This window comes from Pantoea sp. PNA 03-3 (genome assembly GCF_003201175.1).
In the GTDB taxonomy this organism is placed as follows: Bacteria; Pseudomonadota; Gammaproteobacteria; order Enterobacterales; family Enterobacteriaceae; genus Pantoea; species Pantoea stewartii.
In genome coordinates this window covers 42,721-69,693 of the sequence record NZ_QICO01000006.1, presented here as the reverse complement: position 1 = coordinate 69,693, position 26,973 = coordinate 42,721, and the positions used below count along the sequence as shown (strand labels likewise).

General features: G+C 54.4%; 23 protein-coding genes. 9 read left to right on the top strand and 14 right to left on the bottom strand.

Features of this window, described 5'->3' with window-relative positions; all coding sequences use genetic code 11:
• Positions 1 to 187: 187 nt before the first annotated feature.
• The 8 genes from C7433_RS16545 to proB form a co-directional block, all read right to left on the bottom strand.
• Positions 188 to 1,936 carry a glycosyl hydrolase family 28-related protein gene (locus C7433_RS16545; protein ID WP_033738573.1) on the bottom strand — a complete coding sequence of 583 codons (1,749 nt, stop codon included), beginning with the start codon at positions 1,934 to 1,936 and terminating at the stop codon, positions 188 to 190.
• A gap of 199 nt (positions 1,937 to 2,135) precedes the next feature.
• Positions 2,136 to 2,429, bottom strand: a complete 294-nt coding sequence (locus C7433_RS16540) for a hypothetical protein (RefSeq protein WP_033738571.1) — start codon at positions 2,427 to 2,429, stop codon at positions 2,136 to 2,138.
• Positions 2,426 to 2,773 carry a hypothetical protein gene (locus C7433_RS16535; protein WP_006118062.1) on the bottom strand — a complete coding sequence of 116 codons (348 nt, stop codon included), beginning with the start codon at positions 2,771 to 2,773 and terminating at the stop codon, positions 2,426 to 2,428. The genes C7433_RS16540 and C7433_RS16535 overlap by 4 nt, the downstream gene beginning before the upstream one ends.
• Positions 2,770 to 3,237, bottom strand: coding sequence for a glycoside hydrolase family protein (locus C7433_RS16530; RefSeq protein ID WP_033738569.1), 468 nt, complete (start codon positions 3,235 to 3,237; stop codon positions 2,770 to 2,772). The genes C7433_RS16535 and C7433_RS16530 overlap by 4 nt, the downstream gene beginning before the upstream one ends.
• A 187-nt stretch (positions 3,238 to 3,424) precedes the next feature.
• Complete coding sequence (locus C7433_RS16525) at positions 3,425 to 3,703, bottom strand: hypothetical protein (protein ID WP_072193621.1); 279 nt, start codon at positions 3,701 to 3,703, stop codon at positions 3,425 to 3,427.
• Between the two features lie 419 nt (positions 3,704 to 4,122).
• Positions 4,123 to 4,854 carry an XRE family transcriptional regulator gene (locus tag C7433_RS16520; protein ID WP_110268575.1) on the bottom strand — a complete coding sequence of 244 codons (732 nt, stop codon included), beginning with the start codon at positions 4,852 to 4,854 and terminating at the stop codon, positions 4,123 to 4,125.
• Positions 4,855 to 5,213: 359 nt separating this feature from the next.
• On the bottom strand, positions 5,214 to 6,467 hold the full coding sequence (proA, locus tag C7433_RS16515) for a glutamate-5-semialdehyde dehydrogenase (RefSeq protein ID WP_006118058.1): 1,254 nt from the start codon (positions 6,465 to 6,467) through the stop codon (positions 5,214 to 5,216).
• Between the two features lie 9 nt (positions 6,468 to 6,476).
• Positions 6,477 to 7,580, bottom strand: coding sequence for a glutamate 5-kinase (gene proB, locus C7433_RS16510; protein ID WP_058702747.1), 1,104 nt, complete (start codon positions 7,578 to 7,580; stop codon positions 6,477 to 6,479).
• A 350-nt stretch (positions 7,581 to 7,930) separates the two neighbouring features.
• On the opposite strand from proB, the gene ompC reads away from it, so the two are divergent.
• Entirely contained in the window at positions 7,931 to 9,043 is a 1,113-nt protein-coding gene (gene ompC, locus C7433_RS16505; RefSeq protein WP_110268574.1) for a porin OmpC, read from the top strand.
• Positions 9,044 to 9,233: 190 nt separating this feature from the next.
• On the opposite strand, the gene crl is transcribed toward ompC, so the two are convergent.
• The 3 genes from crl to gpt form a co-directional block, all read right to left on the bottom strand.
• Complete coding sequence (gene crl / locus C7433_RS16500) at positions 9,234 to 9,635, bottom strand: sigma factor-binding protein Crl (protein WP_006118055.1); 402 nt, start codon at positions 9,633 to 9,635, stop codon at positions 9,234 to 9,236.
• Positions 9,636 to 9,754: 119 nt separating this feature from the next.
• Positions 9,755 to 11,008 carry an esterase FrsA gene (gene frsA, locus C7433_RS16495; RefSeq protein ID WP_110268573.1) on the bottom strand — a complete coding sequence of 418 codons (1,254 nt, stop codon included), beginning with the start codon at positions 11,006 to 11,008 and terminating at the stop codon, positions 9,755 to 9,757.
• Between the two features lie 115 nt (positions 11,009 to 11,123).
• Positions 11,124 to 11,582, bottom strand: a complete 459-nt coding sequence (gene gpt, locus C7433_RS16490) for a xanthine phosphoribosyltransferase (RefSeq protein ID WP_006118053.1) — start codon at positions 11,580 to 11,582, stop codon at positions 11,124 to 11,126.
• Between the two features lie 252 nt (positions 11,583 to 11,834).
• On the opposite strand from gpt, the gene pepD reads away from it, so the two are divergent.
• The 6 genes from pepD to C7433_RS16460 all read left to right on the top strand — a co-directional run bounded on the left by pepD (position 11,835) and on the right by C7433_RS16460 (position 19,462).
• Complete coding sequence (gene pepD, locus C7433_RS16485) at positions 11,835 to 13,292, top strand: beta-Ala-His dipeptidase (RefSeq protein ID WP_033738557.1); 1,458 nt, start codon at positions 11,835 to 11,837, stop codon at positions 13,290 to 13,292.
• A gap of 264 nt (positions 13,293 to 13,556) precedes the next feature.
• Complete coding sequence (locus tag C7433_RS16480) at positions 13,557 to 14,549, top strand: ornithine cyclodeaminase family protein (protein ID WP_110268572.1); 993 nt, start codon at positions 13,557 to 13,559, stop codon at positions 14,547 to 14,549.
• 27 nt (positions 14,550 to 14,576) lie between these two features.
• Entirely contained in the window at positions 14,577 to 15,548 is a 972-nt protein-coding gene (locus C7433_RS16475) for a threonine/serine dehydratase (protein ID WP_110268571.1), read from the top strand.
• 313 nt (positions 15,549 to 15,861) lie between these two features.
• On the top strand, positions 15,862 to 17,367 hold the full coding sequence (locus C7433_RS16470; RefSeq protein ID WP_110268570.1) for a sugar ABC transporter ATP-binding protein: 1,506 nt from the start codon (positions 15,862 to 15,864) through the stop codon (positions 17,365 to 17,367).
• Positions 17,364 to 18,365: an ABC transporter permease gene (locus C7433_RS16465; protein ID WP_054634454.1), complete on the top strand. Its 1,002-nt coding sequence runs from the start codon at positions 17,364 to 17,366 to the stop codon at positions 18,363 to 18,365. The genes C7433_RS16470 and C7433_RS16465 overlap by 4 nt, the downstream gene beginning before the upstream one ends.
• A 29-nt stretch (positions 18,366 to 18,394) precedes the next feature.
• Complete coding sequence (locus C7433_RS16460; protein ID WP_039338561.1) at positions 18,395 to 19,462, top strand: sugar ABC transporter substrate-binding protein; 1,068 nt, start codon at positions 18,395 to 18,397, stop codon at positions 19,460 to 19,462.
• A gap of 1,394 nt (positions 19,463 to 20,856) precedes the next feature.
• On the opposite strand, the gene dinB is transcribed toward C7433_RS16460, so the two are convergent.
• Positions 20,857 to 21,912 carry a DNA polymerase IV gene (gene dinB / locus C7433_RS16450; protein ID WP_006118046.1) on the bottom strand — a complete coding sequence of 352 codons (1,056 nt, stop codon included), beginning with the start codon at positions 21,910 to 21,912 and terminating at the stop codon, positions 20,857 to 20,859.
• 246 nt (positions 21,913 to 22,158) lie between these two features.
• Here dinB and dpaA point away from each other — a divergent pair, with 246 nt between their 5' ends.
• Positions 22,159 to 22,899, top strand: a complete 741-nt coding sequence (gene dpaA / locus C7433_RS16445) for a peptidoglycan meso-diaminopimelic acid protein amidase (RefSeq protein WP_033738547.1) — start codon at positions 22,159 to 22,161, stop codon at positions 22,897 to 22,899.
• Here the strand turns inward: dpaA and C7433_RS16440 are convergent.
• A complete protein-coding gene (locus tag C7433_RS16440; protein WP_006118044.1) occupies positions 22,864 to 23,637 on the bottom strand; it encodes a class II glutamine amidotransferase in 774 nt (257 codons plus the stop codon). The genes dpaA and C7433_RS16440 overlap by 36 nt on opposite strands.
• A gap of 53 nt (positions 23,638 to 23,690) precedes the next feature.
• A complete protein-coding gene (lpcA, locus tag C7433_RS16435) occupies positions 23,691 to 24,269 on the bottom strand; it encodes a D-sedoheptulose 7-phosphate isomerase (RefSeq protein WP_039338565.1) in 579 nt (192 codons plus the stop codon).
• A gap of 252 nt (positions 24,270 to 24,521) precedes the next feature.
• Between lpcA and fadE the strand changes: the two genes are divergently transcribed.
• Positions 24,522 to 26,969 (top strand): acyl-CoA dehydrogenase FadE, encoded by a 2,448-nt coding sequence (gene fadE, locus C7433_RS16430; protein WP_033738544.1) that lies wholly within the window; start codon positions 24,522 to 24,524, stop codon positions 26,967 to 26,969.
• The last annotated feature ends 4 nt before the right edge of the window (positions 26,970 to 26,973 follow it).

The following is a 26,973-nucleotide window of genomic DNA, read 5'->3' as shown; positions in this document are numbered from 1 at the left end:
AATTTTTGTCATGCAGTGCGCTTTGCGTTATCACTCATGGCGAATAACGGCAGGTTGTTTAGTAAAGGTTTATAAAACGGAAGCGATCTGTCCGCACAGCGCGTCAGATCATCGCAATAACACTTCAACATCTGCCAGCATGTAAATAAACGTCGCGAGGCCGAAGCCTCGCGAATGTATATGCATGCTAATCGTAATACGCCACCTTCCGATCGACGCCGTTTATATTCATCAGCACAAATCCGGTCGGCGTTGTTTTATTTGTCGGCGAGCCTTCTGCGGTCGCCAGGGTTACCACCCCTTTTTCATTGGCGCCCAGCCCCGCTACACCATTGTGAAGACCAAAGCGCGCAGCGGGTTTTAGCGTCCCGACTTTTGTGACGTCATCAACCTGAGACATATCACTCTGGAAAAGTGAGCAGGATCCGGTGTCAAAGCGCGTCGGCCCGGTGGTTTTCAGGTTAAACATGGTCTCACCGCTGTTAGCCCGCAGCTTGACCCACACGCCAGCATAGGTGGTGCCCACCCGGTTGTAGCGAATATCCATAACAGCAGGTTGACCCATGTGGCAAGCATCCGCCCAGACGGTATCCAGCCGTTGTAGGTTGATCCACGTTTTCCCTGTACCCGGCATGTTAACGGGTGACGTAGCAGTCCCCGAAGGCGTGGTGTTATCCGCTTTGCCAATCAACTCAATAACCCATTGCTGATTGGGTGAGGGGAAAAACACCTGGCCCAGACGATACCAGTTATCCGTCGCAGTATTATTCACGACTTTATAGCCACTGAAGTACCCTGCCCGTAGCGATCCACTCATAAACGTGCCGTAGTTCTCGTCGCGGCGATAGCCATACTCGAAAGTAGAAAGCCATTTGCCCGTGACCAGATCCTGGCTGAGCTTTGCGCCCGCCTGCAGGTTAATATGGCGCATTACCACGCGCGCATTATTGAGGATTAAAGGTGCACTACAGTCTTCGACGTTGAGCGTATCAATTGTCCAGCCGCCATCAGACAGATCGCCGGGATTACGCGTATGTTCAATCCACACGTTGCGCATAATCGCCTGTGTCATGCGCGGCATATAAAGCGTGGCATCGCCATAGCCTGTCTGGAAATTCGCGTTGCACAATTCAACCGCCGTGGAGTGATCCCACACGCCATTGGGCGAATTTGACCAGCCAATATCAAACACCCGCGAGTAGGTGGTATTGGTGTAGATTTGCTCAAACTTACTGTCGAGCGTGTCCTGCAGTTTAAAAATCGTGCCGCCACTGCGCTGGCCGCGAAAACAGCTAATATTGACGATTTGCCCCTCCACACAGATATTTTCAAAGAAAGGCTGAGTGTTGCTGCACATCTCGGGGGTGATGGTGGCTTTATTGGCAACAATATCCGCGCTGGCTTGCCCATCCCAGGTGATACCACGGATCGTCGTCCTGCGGGCTTTAACCTTAAACAGCGTATTGGCGCTTTTGTCGGAGATAAGGGTTGTGCCAGGCAGAGAACCCAGCGCCAGGTCATCGCCGGCCAGACCAAAGAACGGCATTTCTGTATCACTCAGGTCCATTGGCATGATCAGGAAACGTCCGCCGGGAAAACGGACCGGTAAACCTTTCATATTTTGGCTGTAAGTTTGTGACCAGCCAAGAATACGTTTAAACGCATCGGTGTCATCGGTTACGCCATCGCCTTTCGCGCCAAAATGCAGGATGTTAACTTCACGTGGATCGTTAATCGAACGCTTCCAGTAAAAGTTATTACCAACAGCGACTGTACCGCCATCGTCTTTTAACGTGGTGGTGCCGGTGAATCCCACAAAATCACCGCCGCCCCGGAAACTGGAGTCTTTGTCGTAGTAGCGTTTTAACACGGCAATTTCACCTGCTTTTGACGGCACGGTAGTACGCAGCTCAGCAAATGAGTTGACTTCAATCATGATATCCTCCTCAGGATAAGGGTTTATAAATCATTTAGTTAACTATTTTGACGATGAGGGATGTCCACAGAGGGCATCCCAGAGATCGTTATGGGCATTGATGGCGCGCACAGTGCGAATGTCTGCCTTCTGCGCGTCATCGCCATGGGTGTAAATAGGGGAAAAGAGAATGCAGGCTGAATCGTTAGAGATGATGGGTTCAGGGCTGGTTATATTTGGACTGCTGCAACTTGTCGCGAGCAGCAGCATCATCAAGATTGAGGTTATCAGTCGCCACACGCTTCGCCTCCTCACTATTGTGTTGCTGTTGATGAGTAATCTTCGTCAGGCGGTCTGCCTCTTGCCTGGCCCCCTCGGCTTCTGACTGCGCCTGCTGTTGCACCTTGCCAATTTTTTTGCCACCGAAGTAACTGGCTCCCAAAGCCGCCATCAGCGCACCCAGCGCAGCCAACCAGTGCCAGCCGCCGTTGGTTAACAGAGAAAAAAACGTCATGACTCCATCTCCTTACTTTGCCGTTTTTCATTAAGCAGGGTTTTCTGGCGAACAAACTGCGCAATCACGCCCATCGCCACCATGAAGGCACCGATAAGACCCAGATAGTTGTGGGGAAGAATGCTTTTTACGTCCTCCGGCAGTGTTTGCCAGGCATTGAGCGCAGAAGACGGAAACGACTGAACCCAGGCACTGAGCATCGATCCCAGCGAGGCAAGCCATACAGACCAGGTTTTAAACAACAATTTGGCGTGAGAAACAAACTGAAGCGTGGTGAAGCGCTGCATTAACAGCAAAATGATAATGACGCTTAACACCGCGATAATGAAAAGTAACCATCTCATAGTAACCCCCGGTAGACGTCATAGTTTCCGCTGCGCATCACTTCGGCATGACGCCGGACACGGCCCGGTGTCTGCCGCGCCCACAGGCTGTTGAGCATGGCCTCACCGGCCTCAACAAAGTTTTCCTGGGCAATCGCGTTGAGCATGTTTTTAAACTGCAAAATGCCATCTACGCCAAGCTGATAGGCCATACTCATCAGAACATCGGTACGCGCCTCATTACATTTCTCCAGCGCCAGCTTAATGGGCGCACGGCTTTGCATATCTGTGATCTTGTTTTCCAGAATGCATTGCTTCCAGACATCCCCGACCCGCCGGGGAACCCGCATGACATAGTTACTTAGCGATGCGCCTTTCGGGCCAATACGGATGCCGCCTGCAACGGTAGGAAACCCCAGCGTATCGAGATACGGCATTTCTGCGTAACCCTCTTCAAAATTCAGAATTGCAATAATCTGGCTCATAAAAACTCCTCATAGACGATGCAGACATAACCGACCGGACTGACAAAACATAAAACAAACTGATTAGTGCAGGGATAAACGCAGCGGCGATGTCGGGTGAACATGCAGCAGCATTGAAGCATTTACAAAAGGTCAGAAAGGATGGAGATGTCTGCGACAGGCGTAAAATCAGTGACGAAAAATTCGTTCAACGGACCGCATAGAGATGAACATGGGGCAGGCAGCAATTATCAAATCCTGATATCTCCTGGCTTCTCAGGCGCGGTGCGGCAATCGCGCGATCAACAGCCGATATCACTTGCCGCTGACAGATTTGCTCTGCGCGGCGAAGCGTGCGGGTTTCGGGTGGACAGTTAAGTGCTTCGTCAATACTGTGTTTGAGACGGTTAAGAGGTTGACGCCGCTGATGACGGCGAGTTCGTGCATTGCCTGTAAAAACGCTTTTGCCATACTGGATTATCGCCATAACTCCTCCTGTGAATGAGTCTTTGGCGATAGGGTGGCAGGCAAGCATTTTCGCTCCGTTGAACACGCCTGAACGTCGCGGAATGCTGTTCACAGGCACTCCTCCCGGCTGAATAATCAGTCAGGTGGAAGGGTAAGCAAAGGGTTCGGGCGGCATCTGATGACACTGCACGGTACGCATCCACCCCATCCCAAAGCTCATTAGCGTTGGGGGGTTGATTCGCGCTTGTGCAGCGCCTCAATTGTTTAAGAGCGTTTCATCCTGGAGGTAACAACTTTTTTCGTCCCTGCTCAAATTATTAACAGGTTCTTATGCTTTATCAAACACCACTGGTTAATTTATTTTTTACCATAAGTTAACTTTTTGAATTTAGACCGATTATTTTTTTCACTTAAGGATCATCAGTCTGACTGAATTGCCTAACCCAGAATATGATACTGCCTGGCCTGGCTCATGATCACCTTTGCCAGAACGGTTAAACTGCCCGCATCATTCCGGTCCAGATACCAGGTCTCGTAACGTTTATTATCTGAGATAACAGCAATTCTTTTATGCTGCAGTTGCAGGCGTTTGAGGTAAAGTCTGTCGTCCAGCGTAAAGATGTAGATGCCATCTCCGTCGAATGTCTGCACGCTAATGTCCACAAACAGCTGATCCCGTGGGGCAAATGTATCTGACATGGCATCGCTGTTCATTGCGATTAACCGAATATGATCGGCCGGGCGGCCGCTGAACAAGATGCGGGCTTCCTCCTGCCCGTATTCGATAGCCTTAATCGTTTCAACGAAGTCATCCCCGACGGGAACCCCCATTGCTGACGTTTGCCCCAGGTCAAAACTGTTAACGCGGAACGTGCTTTTTTGGCACGGCATATCCTGCAGTAAATACGGTTCCTGGGTCTGCTCCATACCATATTGCAGCCATTCTACTCTGACACCCAGTAACTGGCTGAGCGCCAGAAGATTGCCATTATCGGGTACGGACTGCGCGTTAAACCATTTCCACACGCCGGGTGCGGAAATCTTACAACCCTGCTGTTGCAGCGCACAGGCGACCTGCTTATTTCGGCCATGACCGGTGATGCCCGCACTTTCACACGCGGCGATCAGCCTGGCAGTGAACGCTTGTTTGATACTCTCTTTTTTAACCATCAGTTAATAATCAACCATGAAAGAGGTGCTGAATGTTATTTTCGTTATTGCTACCAGTTCATTTTATATTACCGCCCGTTGACTACCTAACGGCATTGCCAGGCATTTTTGATTATTGTTAACCGTTATTATGCCAAGCGAAGCATAAAATCAGGCGCTAAGCCGCGTCTGACCTCACCTTTCAGTAATCTTGTGTAAAAAATTGCGCCCTACCTTCATCGTTTCTGATGAACAACCTCCCTCTTACTGACTAAAAAGCGGCCAACGGGCGAAAAACTCTACCATTGAGTGGTGCGAAAAAAGCCATCTAAAAAAAACGGGAGCCTGCACAGGCTCCCGTTTTATTCACTAAAATGCGGTTATGCACGCAGGCTGTCGTCTCCCCAGCCAATCCATTTATAGGTCGTCAGCGCCTCCAGGCCCATTGGACCACGGGCATGCAGTTTTTGCGTACTGACCGCGACTTCCGCGCCCAGACCAAACTGTGCCCCGTCGGTAAAGCGCGTGCTGGCGTTGACGTAAACAGCAGACGAGTCAACCTGCTTAACAAAGCGCGCGGCATTTTGTGTGCTGCGTGTCAGGATAGCGTCTGAGTGCTGCGTGCCGTGCTCGCGAATATGCGCGATAGCTTCATCCATATCGGCAACCCGTTTAACGTTGAGATCAAGCGACAGCCATTCATCGTCGTAATCGCCCTGTTGGATGGCGGTAACGCTGGCCGGTCCCTGCTGCAGTTCACTCAGGATACTGGCATCAGCATGCAGCGGAATGTTCTCCTCTGCCATGCGGGCCATAAAAGCGGGCAGAAAGCGCGCCGCCATGGCCGCGTCGATCAGCAGCGTTTCGAGGGAGTTACAGGCACTCGGACGCTGCTTCTTGGCATTCACGATGATATCCAGCGCGGCGTCGATATCCATCGTGTCGTCGATATACATATGGCAAACGCCAATGCCGCCAGTAATCACCGGAATAGTGGAATGTTCGCGGCAGAGTTTGTGCAGTCCGGCGCCCCCTCGCGGAATCAACATATCCACATAGCGGTCCAGTTTTAGCAGTTGGTTGACCAGTTCCCGATCCGGATTCTCAATCGCCTGAATGGCAGCTGATGGCAAGCCGTGCTGCTGCAAAGCGTTTTGTATTACCCGGACGGTAGCCGCGTTCGTCCGCCATGTCTCTTTCCCTCCACGCAGGATGGCCGCATTGCCGGTTTTCAGGCACAGGCTCGCCACATCCACCGTGACGTTCGGACGCGCTTCATAAATGACGCCGATCACCCCTAACGGCACCCGGCGGCGCTCAATGCGCAAGCCGCTGTCCAGTAGACCACCATCGATCACCTGCCCTACCGGATCGGCGAGCCGACAGACCTGGCGAACATCGTGGGCAATCGCACTGAGGCGCGCGGGCGTCAACGTCAGGCGATCGAGCAATGCGGCGCTCATGCCGTTCTGCCGCGCCTCAGCCAGATCCTGCTCGTTTGCCGCCAGGATCCCCTCGCTTTCTGCCTCAAGCCGATCGGCGATAGTCAGCAAAACCTGATTTTTTTCTGCCGCAGACAGATCCGCCAGTTTCCAGGCCGCGGCGCGCGCCGCCTTTCCCATTTCTTCAAGCATGTGTACTCCTTAACTGACGATCATGTCGTCGCGATGCACGGCAACCGGCCCATATTCGTAGCCCAGAATCTCGCTTATCTGTTGACTATGGTGACCCGCAATCATGCGCATCGCATCACTGTTATAGCGCGAGACGCCGTGCGCAATATCGCGCCCCTGCAAACTGCGGATACGGATCACTTCACCACGGGAAAAATTCCCCTGAATCTCGCGGATCCCTTTTGGCAGCAGTGAACTGCCGCGCGCGATAATCGCAGCAAGCGCACCGTCATCCACGGTGATCTCTCCGGCGGGCGGCGCACCGAAAATCCAGCGTTTACGGTTTTCCAGCGGCGTCTGCTGAGCATGAAACAGTGTACCGACGGGCTTGCCCTCAATCACATCGTTGATCACGCCATGACGACTTCCGGCCGCAATAATGACATCAATACCGGCCCGGCAGGCGACATCGGCAGCCTGCAGCTTCGTCGACATGCCGCCCGTGCCCAACCCGGATACGCTTCCGCCCGCCAGTGCGCGCAGTGCGTCGTCAATGATATGCACATCGCTGATTAACTGGGCATCCGGATTACTGCGCGGATCGGCGGTAAACAATCCCTGCTGATCGGTCAGTAACAACAGTTTGTCTGCCCCGCCCAGCATTGCCGCCAGCGCAGAGAGGTTGTCATTATCGCCCACTTTAATTTCCGCCGTGGCAACGGCGTCATTTTCATTGATGACCGGCACAATGTGGTTGTCCAGCAAGGCCCGTAAGGTATCGCGGGCATTGAGGAAGCGTTCGCGATCTTCCATATCAGCACGGGTCAGTAACATCTGCCCGATATGAATACCGTAAATAGAAAACAGCTGTTCCCACAACTGGATCAGACGACTTTGCCCCACCGCAGCTAACAGCTGCTTTGAGGCGATGGTAGGCGGCAGTTCGGGGTAACCCAGATGTTCACGACCGGCCGCCATCGCGCCGGAGGTCACAATCACAATACGATGGCCGGCGGCGTGCTGCTGCGCGCACTGACGCACTAATTCCACCATATGTGCCCGGTTTAACCGACGCGAACCGCCGGTAAGCACGCTGGTACCCAATTTGACCACAAGGGTCTGACTGCCACTCATGTTGTCCTGCCGTAAAAAATTTCTGTGAACCGACTTTTTAACAGGTGCGGTGAGGGAAGCCAACAGCCAGTAAGGGAAAAGCTGCAAATTTTGCAGAGTGCGGAGTAGACCAAAAGTTCCCCTTTAACAACAAAACATAAAAGTTGTCATAAAAACTTCATCATTCATCGGTAAAAAGTCGGTGTTTTACAAATATTTTCACTAATGCCTCAAAAGTTTTCTTGATGTAACAAGGCGGCAAATGAATGCCCCCTGGTGCGTTCACTGAGCGACCGGAGAATAAGGCAGCCCTGCCTGCAGCAAGAAAATAGTGAGGATATAAGCATTTTACTCATTGGGATTGATAGCAAATGAAGAAAAGTACACTGGCAATCGTTGTCTCTGCTCTGGCGCTGACCTCTGCCGCTCAGGCCGCTGAAGTTTATAACAAAGACGGTAACAAGCTGGATTTCTACGGTAAGGTAAAAGCCGAGCATTACATGAGCGATAATGCTGGTCAAAATGGCGACAAATCATATGTGCGTATCGGTTTCAAAGGCCAGACGCAGATTAACGATATGATGACCGGTTATGGCCAGTGGGAATATCAGTACAATGCTAACAACTCTGAAGGCAGCGATGCTAATACAGGCAACAAAACCCGTCTGGGCTTTGCCGGTCTGAAATTCTCTCAGTACGGTTCATTCGACTATGGCCGTAACTACGGCGTACTGTATGACGTTGAATCGCTGACTGACGTCTTCCCGGAATTTGGTGGTGACGGTACAGCCCGTACGGATAACTTTATGGCGCAGCGCGCTTCTGGCGTCGCCACTTACCGTAACACCAACTTTTTTGGTCTGGTCGATGGTCTGAAGTTTGCCCTGCAGTATCAGGGTAAAAATGACTCGACTTCCGCAAACAGCCGTACCGATATTACACGCCAGAATGGTGATGGCTATGGTGCCTCACTGGGTTATGCGATTGCTGACTCTGGTGTGAGCGTACTGGGTGCAATCACTTCTTCTGACCGTACCAATTCACAACAGGCGGGTGCCTATGGTCATGGCGATAAAGCGACATCATGGGGCACGGGCCTGAAATATGATGCCAACAGTATTTATCTGGCCGCGATTTATACCGAAACCCGCAACATGACGCCTGTCAGTGGAACAAACCGTGTCGCTGGCGGCTCCGTTTCGGGCTCAGCCAACAAAGCAGAAAACCTGGAGCTGGTTGCACAGTATCAGTTTGACTTCGGCCTGCGTCCTTCTATTGGCTACGTGCAGACCAAGGGCAAAGATATCGAAAACGGTATCGGCAACGAAGACCTGGTTAAATATATCGACGTGGGCGCCACCTACTACTTCAACAAAAACATGTCGACGTTTGTGGATTACAAAATTAACCAACTGGATAAAGACAACAAGCTGGCGCTTAACAACGATGACATCGTTGCTGTCGGCCTGACCTACCAGTTCTGATGAATCTGAGCTTCGCCTGACGAGAGAGGCTGTCGAAGGAATGACGGCCCGCGTGATGGAGAGGTTTAGTGCTTTACCCTCAATGTGAATGTGTCTGTTAAAAGGGCGAGTGATGATCACTCGCCCTTTCCTGTAGGGCAATCTGAGCGGGATCGATCCTGACAACAAAGCCCCCGCAGGGGCTTCAGTTTCAGGCGCTGAGTTTTATCGGTTTTTCATCGAAGTCACTGGCGGGCACCAGATCCAGTTCAAACTCTTTCAACGTCTCTTTTAAACGGCCATGGAAATTACGCAGCGTTTCTTCCACGCGGGCTGAATTATCTTTGCCCTTGATCGTGGCGACAGACCAGTCGCCCTCTTTATCAAACAGGCCAATATGATACACATAGGTAACGTGATCGGCTTGCGCTTCCAGCTCCATCCACCAGCCCCAGAACTCTCGCAGCTCAGGCGCAGGTTTAACATTTACGCAGGCAGCCAGGCAGTCGAAGAAGAAGCGATTTTCACTACATTTTCCATCGCGTATGTAAGGTCCCAGTTCCGTGAAGCGTTTAAGCAGGCGACTGCGGGGATGACCACTCGGTAACGTCATGCTAATTCTCCATTAGGACAGGCTTTATATCTCGAACCGCAGCAGCCATGCTGCATTGTCTTGCAACGATCCGAATGATTCCAGCTAGTAGTTGTAGCAAACACTGTCAATTTTGCCAGCTATCTTTTTAAACGTTGTGCCAGCCAGTCGCAGATTTCATTCAGGGCGCTATCGAAACTGGCCGCTACCGGTTTTACCGGAATTAACAACGCTTTACCTTGTGGTGAAGAGCTGGCAATCAGTTTGCTTTCCTCCTCAGGGCTGAAGAGATCGTTGGACCAGTATGCGGACAGCATGGGCGTGGCAGTTCGACGTCCCAGTAGCCCCTGATTTTTCAGCGAGTAGCTGAGCAGTTCCGCCCGCAAAGCGCTGTCTGTACTGCCTGCCATGCCAAGCCGACTGGCCAGCATGTCCATATACATATCCGGTACTTTGTTCTGCAAGGTATTTTGTGTCAGCAGGCTGTGTACGATGGGCCCGAGACAGGCTACGGCTCGCAGACGCGGCGCTTCCAGATAGGCCAGACGAACGGCGACATTGGCACCGAAGCGAAAACCCAGCGCCGCTACGCGCGTGTGATCGATCCACGGAACAGAAGCCAGATCGCGCAGCACCTGCTGATGCAGAAAGCTGGTATCCTGGCTGAGCTTCCACTTGATGGCGTTCCCGACGGACGGCATATCCAGCGTCAGCATAGCGATGCCGCGCGGCGCAAGATAATCGTGGAAGAGACGATAGTGGTCAGTTTGCAGCGAGTCCAGCGCACCGCAAAACATCACGGTGGGATAAGGGGCTTCCACGCCAGGCGGCATATGCAAAAAACCGCTGACGGGGCTGCCTCCTTCAATGTGGAAGGTCAGCGTTTTGAGTTCCCCGGGTAAGCGGCGGGTCGCTTCTTCATAAGCGCGGCTGGCCAGGGCCTGCGCCTGATCCGCCAGTTCATCGCCTTTAATATAGGGGTACGCGGCCACACTGTAGAGATGAGACGCGTGCAGCCAGTCATGCCCGGCCTGGTCGTGGGCGTCCTCTTTCGCGTCCAGTGCACGTTGTTGCCAGCGACCTGCCTGTCTGCTCCACTCGTAGTTCCAGTTACCGTTGCGATAACCTATTACCGTATCCAGTAGCGCAGGGTTGGTGTGCTCAACATCGCTGATTGCAATACGCGCCAGTACCTCGCTGATCTCCTGCGCGGGCACGCCCCGCCATGTCCACATCAGCTTATTAAGCATCCGATACCAGCCGCGCCGGCTGTCGCCATCCAGGGCAGAATGCACTTCATGCGTGGCATGCCGACGCAGGCGTACCAGCGACGACGTTTCGGGATGTTTAAAGCGAGGTTTAAACAGCTCAACGCTCAGGTTTTTGCCAGACATATCACCTCTCTAACAACACAGACAGCAGCAGTTAAGTTTACTGTACTGCACGGCAAGTCGCGAGGCGCAGAAAGCACAACGCCCGGAAAACCGGGCGTTGTTTGTGTTGCGTCAATCAGCCTTTGACAATCGGTGGAATATAAACCACGCCCATGTCCCATGGCTGTTCGATCCAGGTGTTCTGCGGAATATCAACGATATAGTCGTCAACCAGCGCACGTCCGGCAGGCTTTGCAAAGATGGTGCAGAAGCGCGCTTTCGGATACATCTCACGGATGGCTTGTGCGGTACCGCCGGTATCCACCAGGTCGTCAATCACGATAAAGCCTTCACCATCGCCTTCGGCGCGTTTCAGGACTTTCATTTCACGCTGATGATCGTGGTCATAGCTGGAAATACACACGGTATCGACATAGCGAATACCCAGTTCACGTGCCAGCAGCGAAGCCGGTACCAGACCGCCGCGACTCACTGCAATAATGCCTTTCCACTGTTCAACAGGCAGCAGGCGTTGAGCCAGTTTACGGGCATGAATCTGCAGCATGTCCCAGGTAACGACGTATTTTTCGCTCATAAATAGGAATCCCAGCCAGTCAGTGTGGCTTAAAAAATGTGCAACGGGGAAAAGGTTGCGCGAGATTATAAGGACATGACGCGCTAAAAACCAGCACCTGGCGGCTGGTTGCGGTTTTTTAGCGCGGTGAATGACACACAGAACGAAAAACAGTGATATTCTCGCCCTATCTCGTCAGTTCACTGACGGCGATCTTTCACTGGAACTTCGCACTGTCCGGCAAAGCCGGCGCACTGACACAGGAGACTTGTCGTGTCTGAATTGTCTCAACTCTCTCCACAGCCGCTGTGGGATTTTTTCGCCAAAATCTGCTCGATTCCTCATCCCTCTTTTCATGAAGAAGCGCTGGCTAACTACATTGTTAACTGGGCCAAAGAACAAGGCTTCTGGTGTGAGCGCGATCAGGTCGGCAATATCCTGATTCGTAAACCTGCGACCGCCGGTATGGAAAAACGCACGCCCGTGGCCCTGCAGGCACACCTTGATATGGTGCCGCAGAAAAATAACGATACCGTTCACGACTTCACCAAAGATCCTATTCAGCCGTATGTCGATGGCGAATGGGTGAAAGCGCGCGGGACGACGCTGGGCGCCGACAACGGGATTGGTATGGCCTCGGCCCTTGCGGTACTGGCGGACAACAGCCTGACCCATGGCCCGCTGGAAGTCCTGCTCACCATGACCGAAGAAACCGGTATGGACGGTGCTTTTGGTTTACAGCCAGGCTGGCTGCAGGCTGACATTTTGATCAACACCGATTCGGAAGAAGAAGGTGAGATCTACATGGGTTGCGCAGGCGGCATCGATTTCATCACAACCCTGCCCCTGACGCGCGAAGCGGTTCCTGCCGGTTTTGAAACCCTGAAGTTCACCCTGAAAGGACTGCGTGGCGGTCACTCAGGTGCGGATATTCATATGGGCCTGGGGAATGCCAATAAGTTGCTGGCCCGTTTCCTGACCGCGCATGCGGCAGAGCTGGATCTTCGCCTGATTGCGTTCACCGGCGGTACACTGCGCAACGCGATTCCTCGCGAAGCCTTTGCAACCGTTTCTGTCGACAGCAGCAAAGTGGATAACCTCAAATCGGCCGCCGCCAGCTTCCTGGCTGCGGTACAAAATGAGCACGGCGTGAAAGAGAAGAATATTGCTTTCGTCAGCGAGCCGGTTGCCCATCAGGGCGAGGCGCTGAGCCGTGAAAGCCGCGATCGCTTCCTGAATTTGTTAAACAGCACCCCGAACGGCGTGATCCGCAACTCTGATGTCGCCAAAGGCGTTGTGGAAACCTCACTTAATGTGGGCGTTGTGACGATGGATGCCGACAAAGCGGAAATTAACTGTCTGATTCGTTCGCTGATCGACACGGGACGTGATTATGTGGTGCAGATGCTGACCTCACTCGGCCAGCTGGCGGGCGCGCAGACCAAACCAAAAGGCGGCTATCCTGGCTGGCAGCCCGATGCCGACTCGCCCATCATGGCCCTGACGCGTGAAACCTATGTCGCCCTGTTTGGCAAAACACCCAATATTCAGGTGATCCACGCGGGTCTGGAATGTGGCTTGTTTAAAAAGCCCTATCCCAACATGGATATGGTTTCGATCGGCCCAACCATCACAGGTCCGCACTCCCCCGATGAGCAGGTCCATATCGAAAGCGTTGGCCTGTACTGGAAGCTGCTGACTACACTGCTGAATGTGGTGCCGGAGAAATAAAATCCGTACACCATAAGATTAAGGGCTTATGTTCTGCATAAGCCCTTTTTTTGCGCCTCGCTCGCCTTTCCGCCGTCACACTTACCCGAGCATTAGCTTTCGTCACCCGTCGCTAAAACAGTTTAAAGCGTTTCTCCGGGGTGCAGATTGGCATTTTCTGTTGCAACACCAGTGTAATAATGTCGGGAATCCCTCTTTTCCCGACCGCGTTTTAACACCATTGCGATAGTCGGGAATCGTTCGTCTGACACGACCCGAGGACGCATGAAGACCTTATTACTCACCAAAGAAGATGTCCGACAGCTCATCAGCATTGATGATGTCATTGAAGCCGTCGACGAAGCCTACAGGGCCTTTAACGGCGGCCTGGTGGAACAGCCTGACTATATCGGCCTGCACCTGCCCGCCCCCCGTGGCGAGATTGATTTTAAAACCTGCTATTACCGCACCAACGAACTGATTTCGATGAAAGCCTCCTCCGGCGGTTTTTCAGAAAACCCGTCCCGTCCTGGTCTGCCGGGCGGTATGGGCACGATCATCCTGTTTGATGCCCAAAGCGGCGCCCTGTGCTGTGTGATGGACGGTAGCCTGATTACCGGTCTGCGAACCGGTGCGTCGGGCGCTGTTTCCGTCAGAGCACTGGCACGTAAAAATGCCAAAAAAATCGCCGCGATTGGCACTGGCAATCAGGCGAGAATGCAAATCCAGACGATCGCCCGGGTAATGGATATTGAGGAAATCCATGCCTGGAGCCGAACGCCAGCCACCCGTCAGGCTTTCAAAGCGGACATTGAAAGCACCACAGGTATTCCGGTCATTATCGCGGACAGCTGTCAGGCGGCGGTCGGGCAAGCCGATATTCTTATCACCACCACCCGGGGCAAAGGACCGCTGATTGAGGCCGACTGGATTCCGCCCGGCACGCATATCATCGCCATTGGCACCGATCAGCGCGGTAAACAGGAGTTTGACCCGCAGATTTTTAGTCGGGCAAAAGTGATCGTGGATTCCCTGCCCCAGTGCACGCAGAAAGGAGAAACCTGGCATGCGCTGGACAGAAATATCATCAGTGAAAACGCGATTCATGCCGAAATCGGGGAAGTTTTGTCCGGGACGAAACCGGGCCGGGAAAACGATCGGGAAATTACCTTCTTTGACTCCACCGGGCTTGCCATTCAGGACAACACGACAGCCGGGCGCATTTACCGCAAGGCCCTTGAAAAAGGCTACGGAACCGGATTTGCATTTTTTGAATAACGTTTCGTTCAGACGAAGGTAATGTATATGACGCGTTCGTACCCCACCCTGCAGGACATTCATGACGCGCAGCAGCGCATCGCTGCCCATATTCGCCATACGCCGTTACTCCGCGCTGAAAAAATTGAAAAACGGGTCGGCTGTGAGCTTTACCTCAAGCCGGAGACGTTGCAGATTACCGGCGCGTTTAAAATACGGGGCGCACTGAATAAGGTCCTTTCTCTGCCCGTTGAGGCGTTTGCCAACGGCATGATTTCCAGTTCATCAGGCAATCATGCCCAGGGCCTGTCTTATGCAGGCAGAATGCTGGGCGTAAAGGTCATTCTGGTGCTGCCGGTCACAACGCCGCAAATCAAAATCGACAATACGCGCGCCCTGGGCGCAGAGGTGATTCTCTTCGATGGCGACAATGCGTCCCGCTGGAAGAAGGTGTATGAAATTGCCGAGCTCAACAATTATGCGGTGGTGCATGGCTTTGAAGATCCGATGGTCATGGCGGGCCAGGGAACGATCGGCTGCGAAATCCTGCATGATTTGCCAGATGTGGATACCGTGATTGTGCCGCTGGGCGGTGGCGGACTTCTCTCCGGTGTGGCCACCGCAATCAAAGAAACCCGCCCTGCCATCAGAGTGATTGGCGCGGAACCCGCTCTGACCCCGAAATATTACCAAAGTCGGATCAACAAACAGCCAACGTCACTGCCGCTGCTCAATACTATTGCGGATGGCTTAAGACTCAGCGTGCCGGGCCGCAATCCCTACCCGATTATTGAAAAGTACGTAGATGAGATTGTGCTGGTTGACGACGAGCATATTGCTCAGGGCATGCGGGTGCTGGCCAGTGAGGCAAAATTGATTGCCGAGCCCGCGGCCTCCATCGGCCTTGGCGCGTTGCTGGCGGGATCGGTCAGCCTGAAGCCCGCTGAGAAAGTCTGCGTACTGTTAACAGGCGGTAACTGGGATCTGGCCGACCTCGCCGAAATCTATGCCGTGAAGTAACCGCGACGGATGCGATGCGTTCTTCACGTGGTGAAGTCTGCGACAAAACCACGTCGCATTTTCCGATCCTGAGATAAAAGCGCATCCGTTTAAAAAAGACTGACGCCCAGGCGCGCAGCATAATCCGCTGGGTTAAGGCGACTTCTTACCGTTAAATCACCAACTTGCTGCGCTTAGTCAGCTTTAGCCGCCATTATGTCCAGATGTCTGGATGGCTAATAAATTTCTGTGCTAACTTATGCGCTTTCGTTAGTTGCCGCACCGGTAGCTTCGGGAAAAAATGCGATCAGTGACTTTAATGGAGAGCTCCGTGATGCGTGCAGTCAATCGCCTTGAGATGCGTAACATCTCTATCGATTTCGGCGGATTTGCCGCGTTAACCTCAGTGGATTTTCTGACGGAAGGTCACTCGGTTCATGCCCTGACCGGGGCCAATGGCGCGGGTAAATCCACCCTGATGGCGGTACTCTCCGGTGCCCACAGCCACTATCACGGTGAGATTCTGCTGGACGGCCAGCCCGTGTCGATTCGCAGCCCGCGTGACGCCAAAAAGCTCGGCATTCACCTGGTGCAGCAGGAAGTGGATGTTGCGCTGGTGCCCCAGTTAAGCGTGGCCGAGAACATTCTGCTGGATCAGTTGGCCGAACCGGGCCATGGCTTTCGCTGGGGCGATATGCGTCGTCAGGCGCGAGACCTGCTGGCGCAGCTGGATGCCACGATTGATGTCAGACGCCCGGTCGAACGTTGTTCGCTGGCGGAAAAGCAGCAAATCCTGCTGGCCAGAGCCCTGTCGCACCACTGCCGCTTTCTGATTCTCGATGAACCCACAGCCCCACTCGACCAACACGAAAGCGAGCGCCTGTTCGCCGTAGTTCGTCGCCTGCAGACCAGCGGTATTGGCGTGATATTTATCTCTCACCGTATTAACGAACTGAAAGCCATCTGCGATCGCCTGACGGTACTGCGCGATGGCCGCCTGGTGGAAAGCAGCCCAATGGCTTCCCTGAGCGGTGAGCAAATCGTTGAAAAAATGCTGGGTCATCCGCTGACCGATATCTATCCTCCGCGCCGGCCATTGCAGTCCTCATCCGTACTCATGGCGGTGGAAGGATTACATGATGAACACCTGCTTCAGGATATCTCACTGCGTTTACACAAGGGCGAGATTCTGGGCATTGCCGGACTGGCCGGGGCTGGCAAAACCGAACTCTGCAAAGCGTTATTTGGTGCCAGTAAAAGCCGGGTTGCCCGCGGTGAACTGCACGGTAAACGCTGGAAACCGCGATCGCCACACGATTCCGTGAGTCAGCGCATGGCACTGGTGCCGGAAGAGCGCCGCAAAGAGGGCATTTTCATTGATGAATCGGTGGCGATGAACCTCAGTATCAGCGCAGACGACAGTTTTTCCCGCTGGAGCCTGTTCGGCCATCGTCAGGCCTGGCGCTGGGCGGAAGCGGTGATCCGTCGTCTTAACGTGCGTACGACTGGCCCCGCCCAACCGTTACGTCGGCTTTCCGGCGGCAATCAACAAAAGGTGGCGATTGGCAAATGGTTACGCAATAACGCCGATGTCCTTATTTTCGACGAACCGACCAAAGGCGTGGACGTAAAAGCCAAAACGGAACTGTTCACGCTAATCAGCAACCTTGCCCATGAAGGCAAAGGGATTATTTACGCCTCTGGCGAATTTTCTGAACTGGTCGGCTTATGCGACCGTATTTGTGTGCTCTGGGACGGACGTATTGTGGCGGAATTAGACGGACAACGCGCCACGGAGGAGACACTTTTGCTCTATTCCACCGGAGGAACCCCTGCGTGAGCAGTAAAGAGTTAGCCCTGAATTCCGCATCGCCATCGCTGCGCCATCAGCTGTTCGATTTCCTCTATAAGTGGGGCATGTTGCTGACGGTGGTGATATTGATCGCTGCCTTTGGCCTGGCTTCCGACAGCTTTCTGGAACCGAACAATATCGTCAATATTTTGCGGTCTATCGCCATCGTAACCGTGATTGCCGTGGGCGTTTCTGTATCCCTCACCGTTGGCGGCTTCGACCTTTCGGTGGGCTCTACCGCGTCACTGGCAAACGCCCTGGTCATTTCGCTGTTTGTCTGGTACGGCTTCGATACCACGGCGGCGATCGCCATCACTCTGGCGCTGTGCACGCTTGTGGGACTGTTTAACGCCTTTCTGATCGTCGTGCTGCGCATTCCCGACATGCTGGCCACGCTGGCCACCCTGTTTGTGATTCAGGGCGTCGCCATGACCTACAGCTTTGGCGGCTCGATTACGGAAAACATGGTGCTGCCCAGCGGCGATATGGCGGAAGGCACCATTCCTGCTGCCTTTAACCTGTTGGGTCAGGTACCCACGATCGTGATTATCATGCTGGTGGTGACCGTGGTGGCGCAGCTGGCGCTGTCGCTGACCAAACATGGCCGCCGCATGTATGCGCTGGGCGGAAACCCCGAAGCCGCCCGGCTTTCCGGTATTCGCACCACGCGTTATCGCGTTCTGGCCTATGTGATTGCCTCACTACTGGCCGGACTGGGCGGTATTCTGCTGGCCTCACGCATTGGATCGTCCCAGGTTAACGCCGGTAGCGGTTATCTGATGGACGCCGTGGCTGCCGCCTGGATCGGCTTTTCACTGGCCGGCTCCGGTAAGCCAAATGCGCTGGGTACGCTGGTCGGGGCCGTCATTTTAGGGGTTCTGCAAAACGGCCTGGTAATGTTATCCGTGCCCTATTACGCCATGGACATTATCAAAGGATTAGTGCTGGCCTTAGCGCTGGCCATCACTTATGTACAGCGTCGTTAAGACGCGTTCTTCTACTGGAGTTAAGAATAATGAAAAAGATAACACTCTCGCTGCTGGCCCTGAGCCTGTTAAACGCCAGTGCCGCGTTTGCCGACACCATAACACCTGTCCCTGCCGCCATCGCCAATCATGAAGGGCCGATTCGTATTGCCGTCATCCGTAACCTCGGTTCCGACGACAACACGACCCAGTTTGTGGCAGGCGCGATTCAGCAGGGTCGCCAGTTGGGCTTCAAAGTCAGCACCTTCCTCAGCAACGGTGATGACGCGCGTTTTCAGGATTTTGTTAATCAGGCGATCAGCCAAAAATACGACGGTATTGTTCTGTCACACGGCAAAGCGCCCTATGCCAGCGCACTGGTAAAACGCATCGCTGACGCGGGCATTAAAGTGTCGGTATTTGACACACCGGTAGACAACCCGATTCCCGGCGTGACGGTGACCGCCCAGGATGACGCCTCGCTGGCGCAGCTCTCCCTGGGGCAGTTGATCAAAGACTTCAACGGCAAAGCGAACATCGTGAAGTTATGGGTCGCCGGTTTCCCGCCGATGGAACGTCGTCAGGTGGTGTATGAAAAATTATTAAAAGAAAACCCAGGCATTCATCAACTGGAGTCCATTGGTGCCGTATCAACGGATGTCCAGGGCGACACGGCCAACAAAGTGGGCGCGATTCTGGCGAAATACCCGAAAGGCAAGATTGACGCCATCTGGGGCGCATGGGATGCCTTCAGCCAGGGCGCGTATAAAGCGTTGCAGGAAAATGGCCGTACCGAGATCAAGCTGTACAGCATTGATGTTTCCAATCAGGATTTGCAGCTTATGCGCCAGAAAGGCAGCCCGTGGGTGCAGACCGTCGCGGTCGATCCGAAAACTATCGGTGCCGTGAATATGCGCCTGGTGGCGAACAAGATCGCCGGGGAAACCACGCCTGCGACGTATGAATTTAAAGCGTCGTCGATTTCACAACAGGCGCTCGACAGCCATCCTGGCGCTGTGAATGTCGCGTCGCTTAACAAGATCATTCCGGGCTGGGGCAGCAATAACGATTTTGTCCAGCCGTGGTTTGCGACGCTGGAAGCAAAATATAAGAAGTAATGGGGTGTTGGTGGCGCTTACGCGGGACGGTTAATTCGCTGCGCGAGGTGGCTGGTTTGCGTCGCTGACGGCTTGTGAAGCGCTGAGAGGGTTTGAGTCGCTGACGGCTTATGAAACGCTGAGAGGGTTTCGCTCGCCAGGCGGCCGGGAGTTTCAGTCTGCCCTGTGCGGGCGACTAACAAGGGCTCCCGTCCTGCCCAACTCCCCCGCTTTGAGATTTGCGTCTGTTCAGCCGTTTTTATTGCTTTGGATACAGATAATGAGTTGCAGTGATGCTTGCGCGAGCAGGCGTTGAGAAGGTTTGAGTCGCTGACAGCTTATGAAGCGCTGAGAGGGTTTCGCTCGCCAGGCGGCCTGGAGTTTCAGCCTGCCCGGTGCGGGCGACCGACAAGGGGCCGCCAGCCGCCGCGGCCCCTTGACCCCGGGCTCCCGTCCTGCCCGCCCGCCGCTTCGCGGTGCCTTCACTCCTTCAGGATTTCTGCGGACCGCCAGGACGCGCCATCCGTGGCGCGGCCCGGCTCTCGCCGACGTCCTGTCGGCTCATCCGGAAATCCCTCATCCGCTCAGCGGGTGGGAAGGCCGCCCCAAACTCCCGCTTCACTATCTCTGTGTTAAAGCCACTTCCGGTGTCGCTGTAGGTAACCGGAAAGTCCTACAGTCTGCTGATTTTGAGTCAATGCCTGTTTATAAAAACTTTTTTTGAATCCCACTGTACACATTCACTACAGACAACACCCGCTTTTAAAAGAAACCAGGACTGACAGGCGGGGGTTTTTCTGCCGGCATCCGGCGCGCTGAGGAGGGAACGGAGGCCAGGACGGAGCGGCAGGGATGCCGCGCAGAGGACGGCTGCGCCAGGGACGGCGCATCCGGACGGTCCGTCAGGCCACAGTGAGTGACGAAGGCACAGCGACGGCTGATGGCCGCCGGGATTGTTAAGGGGCTGGCGCGAGCCCCTTAACCCGGCCGCCTGCACGGACTGGCTGAAACTGCCATCGCCTGGCGGGCGGAAAACTCCCGGTGCACGACCGTAATCTCCCCCGCCCCGCGGGCAAAAAGAAAAATCCTCAGATAACACCAAACCACATCAGTAACACGATCACACAGGCAGGGGTTTCCTGGCGGCATCCGGCGCGCTAAAGAAAGAGCGGCCGCCGGGATTGTTAAGGGGCTGACGCGAGCCCCTTAACCCGGCCGCCTGCACGGACAGGCTGAAACTCCCTGTCGCCTGGCGGGCGGAAAACTCCCGGTGTACGACCGTAATCACCCCCGCCCCTTGGGCAAACAGACAAATCCTCAGACAACACCACATCAGTAACACGATCCCACAGGCAGAGGTTTCATGGAGCCGGAGCACAACCGTAATCCCCCCACTCAACGCGAAAGCGCCCCCTCTATAATCCCAGCAGCAACTGTCTCTCCAGCTGCGGATCCACCAGCGTCACATGCAGCCCCACCAGCCGGACGCCACGTCCGGCGCGGCGCTCGTCCCAGGTCTTACGGGCCACGGCAATCATGTCCTCTTTATTGAGCACGGGCCAGACATGTTCCTGAGTGGTCTGCTGAAAATCACTAAACTTCAGCTTCACGCCCTGGCGCGCAATGTGCTTATCAGGTCGAATCTGCGTCAGGCGACGATCAAGCTCGGCATAGAGGTAATCAATAATTTCCAGACAGCGCTCCCAACTGTCGATATCGTCAGCCAGCGTCCGCTCCACACCCAGCGATTTTCGTTCGCGTTCAACCACCACGCCCCGTTCATCAATGCCGTGACTGCGCTCCCATAACACTCTGCCGAACTTGCCAAAACGCTTAAGCAGCAGCGCCAAATCGGCTTTTTGCACATCCGCGCAGGTGTGCAGACCCAGCTCTTCGAGCTTTTTTGCTGAAACTTTTCCTACACCGGGAATTTTTGCCAGCGGTAAGGCCAGCAAGAAATCGGACATCTGGGCCGGTGTAATCACATACTGGCCATCAGGCTTGTTTAAATCGGAGGCGATCTTGGCAAGGAATTTTATGGGCGCGATGCCCGCAGAGGCAGTGAGCTGCGTTTCGCGAAAAATGGTGGCGCGGATGTCCTGCGCGATAAGCGTGGCCGATCCCTGACAGTGCTGGCTGTCGGTAACATCCAGATAGGCTTCGTCCAGTGAGAGTGGCTCAATGAGCGAGGTATAACGCGAAAAGATGGCACGGATCTGACTGGAGGCTTCTTTATAGACGTCATACCGTCCGGGCAGTAGACGCAGATGCGGACAAAGCTTTAAGGCCATACCGGTCGGCATCGCGCTGCGTACGCCATATTTGCGGGCCGGATAATTAGCGGTACTGATAACGCCACGTCGATCGCGGCTGCCGCCGATGGCCATGGGAATATCGCGTAATGAGGGATCGTCACGCATTTCCACCGCCGCAAAAAAGCAGTCCATATCAACATGAATGATCTTACGCATCGCCCCTCCAGTACTGGATAAGTATACAGTTCGGAAAGGCTTGTGCAATATTTCTTGCAATAACAAACAAAGTTTACAAATTTTTGGCGTCATTCCGCCAAAGAAATGGACATTTTGCGCGGTGCTGTATTGCTAAAAAAACAGACAATGTTTAATGTTGCGCTGCGGTAGCGGAAAGTTCCGATAATGCAAACAGAGGCGCACATAACGCGCCATTGTTCTTCTTCACTTCAAGGTATACACAGCATGGGCAAAATCGCACTTCTGTTTGCGATGCTTTTACTGCCAGCCCTCAGCATGGCAATGACTCCCGAGCCGGTTCAGCAACTGGCCCCTGTGAGTAAAGAGTTAAAGAAACAGCTAATCGGCACGCCGGTTTATATTCAGATCTTTAAGGAAGAGCGGACACTTGAGCTGTACGGCAAGATTGGTAACGAATACCGCTTGCTGGATACTTACCGCATCTGCAATTTTTCGGGCGGTCTGGGTCCAAAACGCCGTGAAGGCGATTTTAAAAGCCCGGAAGGTTTCTACAGCGTAAAACTGAATCAGCTTAAACCGGACAGCCGTTTCTATCGCGCGATTAATATTGGCTTTCCGAATCAATACGACCGTGACCAGGGCTACAGCGGCAACTACCTGATGATTCACGGCGACTGTAAGTCGATTGGCTGCTACGCCATGACCAATGCCTATATGGATCAGATTTTCACGTATGTGAACGCGGCATTGCGTAATGGTCAGCAGGAAGTGAACATTGCAATTTATCCGTTCCGCATGACGGACAGCAACATGCAGCGCCATCGTTATTCGACCTACGCGGATTTCTGGAAGCAGCTTCAGCCGGGTTATGTCTACTTTGCGAAGTATCATCAACCGCCGACAGTCAATGTCGCCAGCGGCAGATATGTGATGAACAGCAGCCCGGTCATCACCCAACCCGAAGCGGCATCACAGTCGTTCCTGGCGCTCTCCAAGGTAAAATAAGGCCCACTCGCCTGGCACGATCCGGTGCCAGGTTTCATTCCCCGTCAGCGGCTGTGTGGCAATGACCGTGACCACGTCGTTCGCCCCGGTATGTTTCTGGAAATCAATTTCCACATCCTGATCGAGCAACTGTGCCCGGCCAAAAGGGGCACGGCGGGTGATCCAGAACAGATTGGTCGAGCAGAAGGCCATCAGATAGCGCCCGTCCGACAGCAACATGTTGAACACGCCCTTTTGCCGCAGCTCGCTCGCCAGCTCGCCGATGTAGCGGAAAACCGCAGGCCAGTTTCCCGGCGTGCGCGGATAGCGCGTGGCCAGCTTATGCAGAATCCAGCAAAAGGCCTTTTCGCTGTCGGTTTCGCCCACTGGCCGAAACGTGCCGGTTTCCAGTTGCCGGTAACCTTTCAGTTGTCCGTTGTGGGCATAGGTCCAGTTGCGTCCCCATAACTCCCGGGTAAACGGGTGCGTATTTTCCAGCGAAACCGGGCCGCGATTCGCCTGGCGAATGTGCGCCACGACGGAATGGGATTTGATGGGATATTCCTGCACCAGGCGCGCAATGGGGGAATTAAAACTCGGCAAGGGATCTTTAAAGGTGCGGCACCCTTTATCTTCATAAAACGTAATGCCCCAGCCGTCTTTATGCGGCCCTGTTCCGCCGCCGCGCTGCACCAGTCCGGTGAAACTAAAACAAATATCGGTGGGGACGTTAGCGCTCATCCCGAGCAATTCGCACATAGCAACCGCCTTAGAGTAAAAGCCTCCTGTCGGTCAGGAGGCGACACACGCTGTTACCTGACCATCTCTTTTTCAATCAGCAGCATCAGGATATGAATCACTTTGATGTGGATCTCCTGAATACGGTCAGCATAACCGAAATGGGGCACACGAATTTCAATGTCCGCGCTGCCGGCCATTTTACCGCCATCTTTACCGGTCAGCGTGATCACTTTCATCCCCTGGGCGCGCGCCGCTTCAACGGCTTTGATGATATTAGCCGAGTTACCTGAGGTTGAAATCCCCAGCAACACGTCGCCCGGGCGCCCTACCGCTTCTACATAACGGGAAAAGACATGGTCATAACCAAAATCATTACTCACACAGGAAAGGTGGCTGACGTCTGAAATGGCAATCGCCGGGTAGCCCGGACGATTTTCACGGTAACGGCCCGTCAGTTCCTCCGCAAAATGCATCGCATCACAGTGTGATCCGCCGTTGCCACAGGAGAGCACTTTGCCGCCCGCTTTGAAGCTGTCCGCCAACATCACCGCAGCACGCTGGATGGTATGAATGTTCGCGTCGTCACTCAGAAAGTTATTCAACGTTTCTGCAGCTTCGTTGAGCTCTGAACGAATAATGTCCTGATACATAGACTTGTCCTTTGTAGGAGAGGGTAATCGCAGCAAGTTTAACGGAATGGCTGACGCACGCATAGCATCACGCCGCCGGATCCTTTTCGCGCCGCGCTTTTTCGCGACCACAGCCTGGGCGTTGCTCGCGCTTTCGCTGATTTTGTGAGTCAGGTTGTAATTGCGATGTAAACAAATTGATAAATGCCCTCATCTGAATTACACCTTCATCATAACAGGTCAGACCTCTTACTACTTACGGAGCACTTCATTATGATGGTTGTCTCGATTCTTGCGACAGTGCTGCTGACTGGCGCACTGTTCTATCACCGCATCTCGCTGCTGCTCAGCAGCGTCATCCTGTTGCTGTGGACCGCAGCAATGGCGGTGGTCCATCTCTGGACGCCGTGGCTGCTTGTGCCGCTGGCGATTATCCTGTTACCGCTGAATCTCACCAGCCTGCGCCGCAGCCTGTTTTCCAAACCAATGCTGCACCGCTTTCAGCAGGTGATGCCGCCAATGTCTCGTACGGAAAAAGAGGCGATCGATGCGGGCACTACCTGGTGGGAAGGCGACCTGTTTCAGGGCAAACCCGACTGGCAGAAACTGCATAACTACCCGCAACCGCGACTGACGCCGGAAGAACAGGCGTTTCTTGACGGGCCGGTAGAAGAAGCCTGTCGTCTGGCAAATGATTTCCAGATTACCCATGAACTGGCCGATATGCCGCCAGAACTGTGGGCGCATCTGAAAGCCCATCGCTTCTTTGCCATGATCATCAAGAAAGAGTACGGCGGCCTGGAGTTCTCTGCCTATGCACAGGCGCGCGTGTTGCAGAAACTGGCCGGCGTCTCAGGCATTCTGGCGATTACCGTGGGCGTGCCTAACTCACTGGGCCCTGGCGAACTGCTGCAACATTACGGAACGGAAAAACAGAAAGACCACTATCTGCCGCGTCTGGCACGTGGCGATGAAATCCCCTGTTTCGCCCTGACGAGCCCGGAAGCCGGTTCAGATGCGGGTGCGATTCCGGATACGGGCGTTGTGTGCATGGGCGAGTGGCAGGGCCAGCAGGTGCTGGGCATGCGCCTTACCTGGAACAAGCGCTATATTACGCTGGCCCCGATTGCCACTGTGCTGGGCCTGGCGTTTAAACTTTCCGATCCCGACCATCTGCTGGGCGACAAAGACGAACTGGGCATTACCTGCGCCCTGATCCCCACCAGCACACCGGGCGTGGAAATCGGCCATCGCCATTTCCCGCTTAACGTACCGTTCCAGAATGGCCCAACCCGCGGTAAAGATATTTTCGTGCCGATCGATTTCATTATCGGTGGCCCGGAAATGGCCGGACAGGGCTGGCGGATGCTGGTGGAATGTCTGTCGGTGGGCCGTGGAATCACCCTGCCGTCTAACTCAACCGGCAGCCTGAAAAGCGTAGCGCTGGCCACAGGCGCCTATGCGCATATCCGCCGTCAGTTCAAACTGTCTATCGGTAAAATGGAAGGGATTGAAGAACCTCTGGCGCGCATTGCCGGTAATGCCTACGTGATGGACGCTGCCGCGACGCTGATTACCACCGGCATTATGCAGGGCGAGAAACCTGCGGTGCTGTCTGCGATTGTGAAATATCACTGTACCCACCGCGCCCAACAGTCAATTATCGATGCAATGGATATTGCCGGGGGTAAAGGTATCATGCTGGGCGACAGCAACTTCCTGGCCCGGGCTTATCAGGGTGCCCCTATCGCCATTACCGTGGAAGGCGCGAATATCCTGACCCGCAGTATGATCATCTTTGGCCAGGGTGCTATCCGCTGCCATCCGTATGTGTTGCAGGAAATGGCGGCCGCCGCCAGCAATGATGTGGCGGGCTTTGATAAGGCGCTGTTTAGCCATATTGGCCACGTTGGCAGCAATGCGATGCGCAGCCTGTGGCTGGGCCTTCTGGGCGGACGCACCAGCGCCGCGCCAACGCGTGATGCCACCCGTCGCTATTATCAGCACCTGAACCGTATCAGTGCCAATCTGGCGTTACTGTCGGACGTGTCCATGGCGGTGTTAGGCGGCAGCCTGAAACGTCGCGAACGTATGTCAGCCCGCCTGGGCGATGTGCTGAGCCAGCTGTATCTGGCCTCGGCGACGCTGAAACGTTATGAGGATGAAGGCCGTCATGAAGCCGATCTGCCGCTGGTGCACTGGGGCGTGCAGGATGCCTTGCACAAAGCCGAGAAAGCTATGGACGATCTGCTGAGCAACTTCCCGAACCGTCTGGTCGCTGGCGTCATGCGCCTGGTGGTCTTTGCCGGCGGTCAGCACTGCCCGGCACCGTCCGATCGCCTGGATCACAAGCTGGCAAAAATGCTGCAGGTGCCGTCGGCGACGCGTACGCGCTTAGGTCGTGGTCAGTATCTGGCTCCCAGCCAGCATAATCCGGCGGGCCAGTTAGAGCAGGCGCTACAGGATGTGATGGCGGCTGAGGTGATTCACGATCGCCTGTGCAAACAGCAGAAAAAACACCTCTCGTTTACGCGCCTGGATGCGCTGGCTAAACAGGCGCTGGAACAGGGCTGGATCGATCAGAAAGAGGCAGAGGTGCTGAAGCGTGCCGAAGAGAGCCGTCTGCGTTCAATCAACGTGGACGAGTTTGAGGCCGATGCGCTGGCCGTGCCGGTCAGACAGGATGTGACTAAGCCCGCGCGCCCCAGCGAGGCGGCATAACCCA